We start from the raw sequence: 8,606 nt of genomic DNA on the forward strand, positions 1-8,606 counted from the left end.
GGACGCGGCCATTCGTTTTTCTACCGGACGGTCGAGGCGGTTCCCATGCAGATCCATTTCCCGAACGAGGCGCCCGAATATTCGGGGCGCGAACTGACGCTCGCGTTTCCGGCGTTGGTCAATGGCGAGCGCGTCCAATGCCACATTACCGCGGAGGCCCTTGAAGATCATTTCGGCGCGGCGTCCCCGCGCTTCGAGGACATGGTCGGCGCGTTCGACATGCATCGGGAGCGCATCGAGGCCGCTGCCCGGCGCCTGCTGTCCGAAACACGCGCGCAATGCGTGATCCTGCGCAGCGGCTACGTACGTTTTTACGAAGCGAACTGGCGTTGAACGGATGACCGGTTCGGGACAGACGAAGTCGAACGGGCGCGCCTGACGAGGCCGGCGCCCGGTTCTGCCGGTTTCGCCCGTTGCCGGTCGGGCGAGCAACCCGCCGCGCCAATGGAAACGCCACCCGAAGGTGGCGTTTTTCGTTACGCATGGCGCGGCTGCGCACTCATTCGCTGCCCAGATAGAAGAAGCGGAACAGGAACACGGCGGCGATGATCCACACGATCGGCTTGACCTTGCGGGCCTGGCCGGTCAGCAGCTTGAGGCCGCCGTATGCGATAAAGCCGAACGCGACACCGTTCGCGATCGAGTACGTAAACGGCATCAGCAGTGCGGTGAGCGCGGCGGGCACGGCTTCCGTCGCGTTGTCCCACGGCACGTCCACCATGTCGCGCAGCATCAGGCAGGACACATAGAGCAGCGCGGGTGCGGTGGCATAGCCCGGCACGACACCGGCGAGCGGCGCGATGAACAGGCACGCGAGGAACAGCACGGCGACAGTGATCGCGGTCATGCCGGTGCGGCCGCCAGCCTGCACGCCCGACGCGCTTTCGATATAGGCGGTCGTCGACGACGTGCCGAGCAGCGAGCCTGCGACGATCGCCGAACTGTCGGCGAGCAGCGCCTTGTTCAGGCGGTTCATCTTGCCCTCGACGAGCAGGCCCGCGCGGTTCGCGACGCCCATCAGCGTGCCGGTCGCGTCGAACAGCTCGACGAGGAAGAACACGAGAATCACGTTGATGATGCCGGTCGACAGCGCCGAGCCGATATCGAGCTTGAACAGCGTCGCGTCGATCGACGGCGGCGCGGAGAACACGCCGTGAAACTGGTTGCCGCCGAAGAAGAACGACAGGATCGTGACCGCGAGAATGCCGATCAGGATCGCGCCGCGCACGCGCAGGAAGTCGAGCGTGACGATCGTGAAGAAGCCGATGATCGACAGGATCGTCGTGGGCTTGTGCAGGTCGCCGAGCGTGACGAGCGTGGCCGGGCTGCCGACGATCACGCCGGCGGTCTTCAGCGAGATGATGCCGAGGAACAGGCCGATGCCGGCTGTAATCGAAATGCGCAGCGATTGCGGAATGCCGTTGACGATCGCCTCACGCACGCGGAACAGCGTGACGAGCAGGAACAGGCAGCCGGAGATGAACACGGCGCCGAGCGCCGCCTGCCACGTGAAGCCGAGGCCCTTGACGACGGTGTACGCGAAGTAGGCGTTGAGGCCCATGCCGGGCGCGCAGGCGATCGGGTAGTTCGCGTACAGCCCCATGATCAGCGACGCGAGCGCCGCGACGATGCAGGTTGCGACGAACACGGATTCCTTCGGCATGCCGGCATCGCCGAGGATCGAGGGGTTGACGAAAATGATGTAGGCCATCGTCAGGAACGTGGTGACGCCCGCAAGTATTTCGGTGCGAAAGTCGGTGCCGGCCTCGGCGAAGCCGAAATACCGCTTGATGGATTCCATGAAGGAGATTCTCCGGTCGGGTTGTCGTGTTGCTTGTTGAGTACGAATTGTTGTTCGCGCGTGGTATGCGTGCGGCGACCGTCTTGTCGCCCGTTACGATGGTTCGGCGATCGGCGCGATTGTAAACGCGGCAATCGGTCGGACGATATGGTGTGTGGGGGCGATCGGCGCCGTTGCGCGGACGCGCGCGCGGTGTGGCCGCGCGATTGAGGCGCGCATTTTACAGGGTTCGGCGGGACGGGCGGCGCAAAGGATGCCGCGCGCGCCGGAAGGGCGCTGCGGCGTCGGCGGATGATGGCGATGCGGGCCATGCCGATGCGCACCGACACACGAATGAAACGGAGCGGGCGGATCCTTGGCGCGGCAGTCGTCGGTTCAGGACGGCCCGGGCGAACAGGCGCGGCGATGCGTGCGCATGCAACCGGCGCGGGCCGGTTCGTCGGACGCCGCGGGCCCGGCGTCGTGCGGGCATCGGGCTATCCTGCGCCGATGCCGCGCATTGCGCAACTGTCATCGTGTCGCGTGTGGCCGACTGTGGTTTCTGTGTAAAAGTTTGCAAGACCCCATCGCGTAAACCGACAAGTGTTTCTAGGATAGATAAACCGCGCACACGCATGCCGGGTCGATTTCCGCCGAAGCGGGGAAGCCGGCGGAACGAGACGAGCCAGGGTGTGAAGTGCGACGGCGGCCATTGTGCGTCCGGGCAGGCGCGCGGCCGATTGCGATTGCCCGATGCGGGTTCGTCCGTTTTCACGGAGGTCAGCATGTTGAACTGGATCAGCCGTTGGGCGATGAGACACGCCCCCACGCCGGAAAAAACCGCTGCATCGATGTTGGTGACTGCGCGCATGGAGCTGTTCTCCGCCGAACAGCGCGTCATCGATGCCAAATTACAAGCGGATTACTGGCGCGCGCGCGTGTCGTTTCTCGAGGAGGTGCAAAAGCAGGGCATCGATCCTTGGGTAAGCGCGCAGACGTCGCACAGGCCCGAAGCCGAATCCAGCCCTCGCGGCACCACGGGGCCGCGTCTCGCCGCCAGCACATGATGCCCGCGCGCGGCGCACGATCGCTCGCGGTACGCAACGACGTGCCGCGTCTTCCGACGCGCATCTGCGAGGCGACGTAGCCTCACGGGTGCGCGCATTTCCTTTCCTCGCGACGGCATTCACGCGGAATCGCGTGCGTCGCGTCATGGCGTGTTTCGCCATGCTCCACCCAGCAAACGTTGCACGTGCGCGAGTACGCGTTGCGGTGGCTCGCCGCACTTCGCACGGGGGCCGCGATCGACGCCGCGGCCGGGATGTCGGCATCGCGCGTTACGCGCCGGCTTGTGCGAGGCCGTTCGTCAGCAGTTCGGTGAGCAGACCGGTCATGCCGCCGGGATGCGTTTCGGCGCGCGTCTTCAGTTGCTCGATCAGGTCGATGTTCAGCTTGCAGGCGAACGGCACGAGCCCTTGCTCCTGGTCGAGCTTGCGCTGGGCGCGGCGATCGAGTTGGACCGTCGCCTCGGAACCCTTGCCGAAGCGCGCGGAGCTGGACTGCTTCATCGCGTGCGTCAGCTTGAGCGCCTTGTTCTTCTCGAGATCGGTTTTCTTCATGGCCATCGCGGCACCTCCGGGGAAATGAAGCCGCGATTGTACGCATTTCCCGAAGGGCCGCGCCGATCATCTTCCGGAACGACGGCAGATGTCCGCGCCGCGGTTCTTGCCATCCCGCACGCGCGACGCCCGGATAGCGGGCCCGCGTCCGCATCGCTGCGTCCGCGATGTCCGGATCCTGGCCGCCAATCGACTGCATGACGGATCGTCTGCCGGAAAATGCTTGCCAACTGCGCTCTTTAATATCTGCGGGGATTGTCATTGCCTGACCGGCGAAGTCGAGAATACGATGAGACCGGCTTGCAACGACAAGCATCACGCTACGTTTCACCTCGTGCGGAGCGATCGGCATGTGGCCATTCTCCATCGGGTAGCGATCCTGCCCGCCAGACGGGTTGATCCGTTATTCCGCTCCGGCCCAAAAAGGTCTGCGATGATTCCCGGACATGTCGCGCATCACCATTCCGGTGACGTGCGGACGGGCCCAAATCCCTGACAGGCTTCACATGGCACTTCCGTCGATTGGCGAAGTGCAGTGTCCACCTTCCGGCGAGGTGAAAATTTTTTGCCCATCGATATATACGAGAGAATATTTCGATGGTGAGACCAACGCAACCCAAGACATCGCAAGTGAATAACAGAAAGATTTTGCTTGGCGTGCCCGCCATATCGCTGTTCGTCGGCACCGTCCACGCTCAGGACGTTCCGCCGGCGGGAAAACTCCCCGTTATTTCCGTCAATGCGGCGGCGCCCGGCGTCGGCTATGCGACCCTGCCCGATTATTACCGCGCCGGTGCGGCCGGCGTCATTCCTTTCCGGAACGAGAAAATCGCCGACGCGCCGGCGTCGGTCACGGTCATCCCCGAAGACCTGCTCGTCGACCAGCAGGCGTCGTCGGTCAACGAAGCGCTGCGCAATCTGCCGTCGGTGATCATCCGCGACCAGCAAGGGTACGAAGTCTCGCGCCCGCAAGCGCGCGGATTCCAGGGGAGCATCGTCCAGAACACGCGGCTCGACGGCCTGGCCGTCATCGGCACGACCGCGATTCCGGCGGAGAATCTGTCGGGCATCGAGGTGCTGAACGGACTGTCCGGCGCGTTGTACGGCCCGCAGCCGCCGGCCGGCGTGTTCAACTACGTGCTCAGGCGTCCGACCGACAAGCCGCTCAACCGCTTCATGTTCGGCTATACGTCGGACAGCACGTTCACCGAGCAGGCGGATCTCGGCGGTCGTGTCGGCCCGGCCGGCAACGTGGGTTATCGTCTCAACCTCGTCCACGGCGAGGGGACAAGCTGGGCGCCCGACAGCCATTCGAACCGGACGCTGTTCAGCGGTGCGTTCGACTTCCATCTCGATCGCGACACCGTCATCGAAACCGACTTCAGCCACTACACGACCCATATCACCGGGCTGCCGGGCAGCGTCGTGTTCAACAGCGGCAAGAGCACGATGCTGCCGTCGGCGATCGACCCGACGCGGCTGGGTTATGGCCAGCCGGGCGCGGGCGCCAATCTCACCACCAATACGGCGGTCGTCAAGCTGAAGCACCATTTCAACGACGACTGGTCGATCGAAGTGGGCGGCCTGTACCAGAACGCCGAGCGCGGCCTGTACGGCATCACCCATCAGTTCACCGACAACCTCGGCGATTACAGGGCGACCCGGAACTTCAACGCGGTGCCGCATTTCTCGATCGCCAGCAACAACGTGACGCTCAACGGGTGCTTCTCGCTGATGGGCATGCGCCACGATCTGGTGCTGGGGACGAACGGCTTCGTCAACGGGCAATACTCGAACCGCCACTCGATCGCCACGGTGCTGGGCACGGCCAACGTGGCGAACCCCGTCGTGTTTCCGCAGCAGCCGATGCCGTCGACCGGCGGGCAGTATCGTTCGTCGACCGTGATGGAGCAGTCGATCGTCGTCGGCGACACGCTGCACCTGAACGACCGTCTGGCGGTGCAGGCGGTGGTGTCCACGTCCTTCCTGCATCAACGGAGCTTCGGCGCGAACGGCAACGTCACGTCGTCCGACCAGCACAACGGCATGGTCAGCCCGAGCCTGAGCGTGATCTACAAGCCGACGCCGAAACTGACGGCGTACGCGACGATCGCCAGCAGCGTCGAGCAGGGCGATCAGGCGCCGGTGGGAACGGTCAATGCGAACCAGTTCATGGCGCCTTATCACGATCGTGAAATCGAAGGCGGCATCAAGTACGCGCCTTCCGATTCGCTGCTGCTCGGGTTGTCGGCATTTCGCATGACGCGCCCGCTGGCGGCCACGAACGCTGTGACCAACGTCTTCTCGGTGATCGGCCAGCAGGCCAACGTCGGCGCGGAGTTTTTCGTGCAGGGCGATGTCACGTCCGAGCTCGCGCTGTTTGGCGGCGTGACCTACATCGACGCGCGCCTGAACGGCACCGGCCATGCCGCGACCGACGGCAAGCGTGTCGTCGGTGTCCCGAACTTCAAGGGCGATCTTGCAGTGGACTATCACCCGCGGTTCGCGCACGGGCTGGCGCTGACCGGCGCGGCGCATTTCGAGGGCAGCCGGGTGGCCACCAATACCAACAACTCGATCGCGCCGGGCTATGCCACGTTCGATCTCGGCCTGCGGTATGCGTCGAACGCGTTCGGCCATCATGAAACCCTACGGTTTCAGGTGATCAATCTGACGAACACGTTCTATTACGCGTCGATCGCCGACGGGAATATCGTCGGCAGCGCGGGTGCGAATACGGCATACGTCGGCACGCCGCGCACGTTCATGGCCACGCTCGAGCTGGATTACTGACCCGCGGTCAATCGTGGCCGGCGGACCGATGCGCCTCCGCCGGACACCGCTGTGTGGCGTGGGAAGGATCTTTCCGGGTGCGCGGCCGGCATCCGGCACGTGCGCGGGGCGTAGAGAAACGATGGCCCGGTGCGGGGCGCCTGAGACCGAGGCGGCGGTGCGTCGACCCACCGCGATTTCAAGGACACTGCATTGGCGCGCAGCCATTCGTGCTCAGCGTTCGCGCGCGGGCCCGAAGCGGTCGAGCACCGCGGTGAGCAGATCGACCGGCAGCGGAAACACGATCGTCGAGTTCTTGTCGGCGGCGATCGTGGTCAGCGTCTGCAGGTAGCGCAGCTGCATCGCCTGCGGCTGCTGCGCAAGTCGCTGCGCCGCCTGCAACAGCTTTTCGGATGCCTGCAGCTCGCCTTCCGCGTGAATCACCTTCGCGCGCCGCTCGCGCTCGGCTTCCGCCTGCCGGGCGATCGCGCGCACCATCGTCTCGTTGAGGTCGACGTGCTTGATCTCGACCGTCGACACCTTGATGCCCCACGCATCGGTTTGCGCGTCGAGCGTCTTCTGGATGTCGGCGTTGAGCTGCTCGCGTTCGGCCAGCAGCGCGTCCAGCTCGTGCTTGCCGAGCACCGCGCGCAGCGTGGTCTGCGCGAGCTGGCTCGTCGCCTCGAAGAAGCGGGCGACCTGGATCACGGCCTTCTCCGGATCGACGACGCGGAAATACACGACCGCATTGACCTTCACCGACACGTTGTCGCGCGTGATCACGTCCTGCGCCGGCACGTCGAACACGACGGTGCGCAGGTCGATCCGCACGACCTGCTGGACGACCGGGATGATCAGCACGAGCCCCGGACCCTTGACCTTCCAGAAGCGTCCGAGCATGAACACGACGCCACGCTCGTATTCGCGGAAGATGCGGATCGACGACGCGACGAGCAGCACCACGAAGACGATCACGATACTGCTGAAGCCGAACGTATAGCCGATCATGGTTGTTCTCCTTGTCGCGGCAGTTCGTAGAGCGGAGTGACGGTCAGCATGAGTCCGTGGCGCCCCGTCACGCGCACCCGGCTGCCTGCGGCGAGCGGTGCGCTGCAGGCGACGCGCCAGCGCTCGCCGTGCACGAGCGCCCAACCCGCGGCGGACGGCGCGGCGCCGGCCGCGGTGGGCGGCTGGTCGGGGCGCAGCCCGTCGTCGAGCACTTCGCCGATGCTGCCGACGATCGCCTCCGCGCCGGTGACGATCGGGCGGTGCCGCGCGCGCAATGCGACGCCCGACACGGCGACGACGAGCAGGCCACCGCCGAGCGCGAGGCTCGCGATCAGCTGCCACGGAATGCCGTAGCCCGGCACGTCGGTATCGATCAGCATCAGTGCGCCGATCGCGAACGACGCGATGCCGCCGAAGCCGAGCACGCCGAAGGTCGGCAGGAACGCCTCGGCGATCAGGCATGCGAGGCCGACCAGCACGAGCGCGAGGCCTGCGTAGTTGACCGGCAGCAGCTGCATGGCGAACAGGCCGACCAGCAGGCAGATCGTCCCGACGACGCCCGGCAGCACGAAGCCGGGGTTCGCGAATTCGAAGAAGAGGCCGTAGATGCCGAGCGTCAGCAGGATCAGTGCGACGTTCGGATCCGTGATGATCGCGAGGAAGCGGCTGCGCCAGTCGGGCTCGACGATCTCGAGCGGGGCCTGCGCCGTCGCGAGCCGGTGTGCGCCGGTGACGGTCGACACGGCGCGGCCGCTGAGCTGGCGTGCGAGGTCGGCCGGATCCTGTGCGATCACGTCGACGACGTGCTGCGCCAGGGCTTCGCTGGCCGACAGGCTGACGGCTTCGCGCACCGCGCGCTCGGCCCATTCGGCGTTGCGTCCGCGCAGTTGCGCGAGGCCGCGGATATAGGCGGATGCGTCCTGCATGGCCTTGCGGCTTTCGGTCGACAGGGTATCGCCCGGCTGCGGGCTCGACGCAGGCGACGCGGGCGATGTGCCGGACGGCGACGGCGGGGTGTTCCCGGGCGTGCTGCCGCCGATGCCGATATGAACCGGCGAGGCCGCGCCGAGATTGGTGCCCGGCGCCATGGCCGCGATATGGCTGGCATAGATGATATAGGTGCCCGCGCTCGCCGCGCGCGCGCCGCTCGGCCCGACCCACGCCGCGACCGGCACCGGCGAGCTGAGCATCGCCTTGATGATGACCCGCATCGACGAATCGAGGCCGCCGGGCGTGTCGAGTTGCAGGATGGCGAGCGGGGCGTGCTCGTGTGCGGCGCGGCCCAGCGCGCGGACGATGAAATCCGCGCTGGCCGGCCCGATTGCACCGTTCACCGGAATCACGACGACGGGCGGCCGGGCGGCGGGCGCGGCGCCCGGCCGCGCGGCGGCCGCCGCGCACACGACGAGCAGCGCCGCGAACAGCGC

Annotated in this window: 7 protein-coding genes and 1 pseudogene; 3 read left to right on the forward strand and 5 right to left on the reverse strand. The window is 66.0% G+C overall.

Annotated features, from left to right (window positions below):
- Positions 1-45 precede the first annotated feature (45 nt).
- Complete coding sequence (locus KH616_RS17095; RefSeq protein ID WP_292248509.1) at positions 46-333, forward strand: DUF1488 domain-containing protein; 288 nt, start codon at positions 46-48, stop codon at positions 331-333.
- A gap of 166 nt (positions 334-499) precedes the next feature.
- Here KH616_RS17095 and KH616_RS17100 read toward each other — a convergent pair whose 3' ends face one another.
- The gene (locus KH616_RS17100) at positions 500-1,801 is read right to left on the reverse strand and encodes an NCS2 family permease (protein ID WP_292248495.1); all 1,302 of its coding nucleotides are present in this window, start codon (positions 1,799-1,801) and stop codon (positions 500-502) included.
- 764 nt (positions 1,802-2,565) lie between these two features.
- On the opposite strand from KH616_RS17100, the gene KH616_RS17105 reads away from it, so the two are divergent.
- Entirely contained in the window at positions 2,566-2,847 is a 282-nt protein-coding gene (locus tag KH616_RS17105; protein ID WP_292248497.1) for a hypothetical protein, read from the forward strand.
- Between the two features lie 270 nt (positions 2,848-3,117).
- Here the strand turns inward: KH616_RS17105 and KH616_RS17110 are convergent, their stop codons facing one another.
- Both KH616_RS17110 and KH616_RS17115 read right to left on the reverse strand, forming a co-directional pair.
- A complete protein-coding gene (locus KH616_RS17110; protein ID WP_292248499.1) occupies positions 3,118-3,405 on the reverse strand; it encodes a hypothetical protein in 288 nt (95 codons plus the stop codon).
- A 43-nt stretch (positions 3,406-3,448) separates the two neighbouring features.
- Positions 3,449-3,538 (reverse strand): annotated as a pseudogene (locus tag KH616_RS17115) (metal-dependent hydrolase); the annotation flags it as partial.
- Positions 3,539-4,029: 491 nt separating this feature from the next.
- On the opposite strand from KH616_RS17115, the gene KH616_RS17120 reads away from it, so the two are divergent.
- Positions 4,030-6,192, forward strand: coding sequence for a TonB-dependent receptor (locus tag KH616_RS17120; RefSeq protein WP_292248500.1), 2,163 nt, complete (start codon positions 4,030-4,032; stop codon positions 6,190-6,192).
- A 213-nt stretch (positions 6,193-6,405) separates the two neighbouring features.
- Here the strand turns inward: KH616_RS17120 and KH616_RS17125 are convergent, their stop codons facing one another.
- The gene (locus KH616_RS17125; RefSeq protein WP_292248503.1) at positions 6,406-7,179 is read right to left on the reverse strand and encodes a slipin family protein; all 774 of its coding nucleotides are present in this window, start codon (positions 7,177-7,179) and stop codon (positions 6,406-6,408) included.
- Positions 7,176-8,606 (reverse strand): nodulation protein NfeD (locus tag KH616_RS17130; RefSeq protein WP_292248506.1); only part of this gene is annotated, 1,431 nt, incomplete at its 5' end. The genes KH616_RS17125 and KH616_RS17130, both read right to left, overlap by 4 nt.

Origin of the sequence: Burkholderia sp. (genome assembly GCF_018375725.1) — a bacterium.
In the GTDB taxonomy this organism is placed as follows: Bacteria; Pseudomonadota; Gammaproteobacteria; order Burkholderiales; family Burkholderiaceae; genus Burkholderia.

What these genes read in the sequence shown, in the direction of transcription:
- KH616_RS17100 (WP_292248495.1), bottom strand. Translation starts at nt 1,801, where the DNA reads ATGGAATCCATCAAGCGGTATTTCGGCTTCGCCGAGGCCGGCACCGAC.
- KH616_RS17105 (WP_292248497.1), top strand. Translation starts at nt 2,566, where the DNA reads ATGTTGAACTGGATCAGCCGTTGGGCGATGAGACACGCCCCCACGCCG.
- KH616_RS17095 (WP_292248509.1), top strand. Translation starts at nt 46, where the DNA reads ATGCAGATCCATTTCCCGAACGAGGCGCCCGAATATTCGGGGCGCGAA.
- KH616_RS17125 (WP_292248503.1), bottom strand. Translation starts at nt 7,179, where the DNA reads ATGATCGGCTATACGTTCGGCTTCAGCAGTATCGTGATCGTCTTCGTG.
- KH616_RS17110 (WP_292248499.1), bottom strand. Translation starts at nt 3,405, where the DNA reads ATGGCCATGAAGAAAACCGATCTCGAGAAGAACAAGGCGCTCAAGCTG.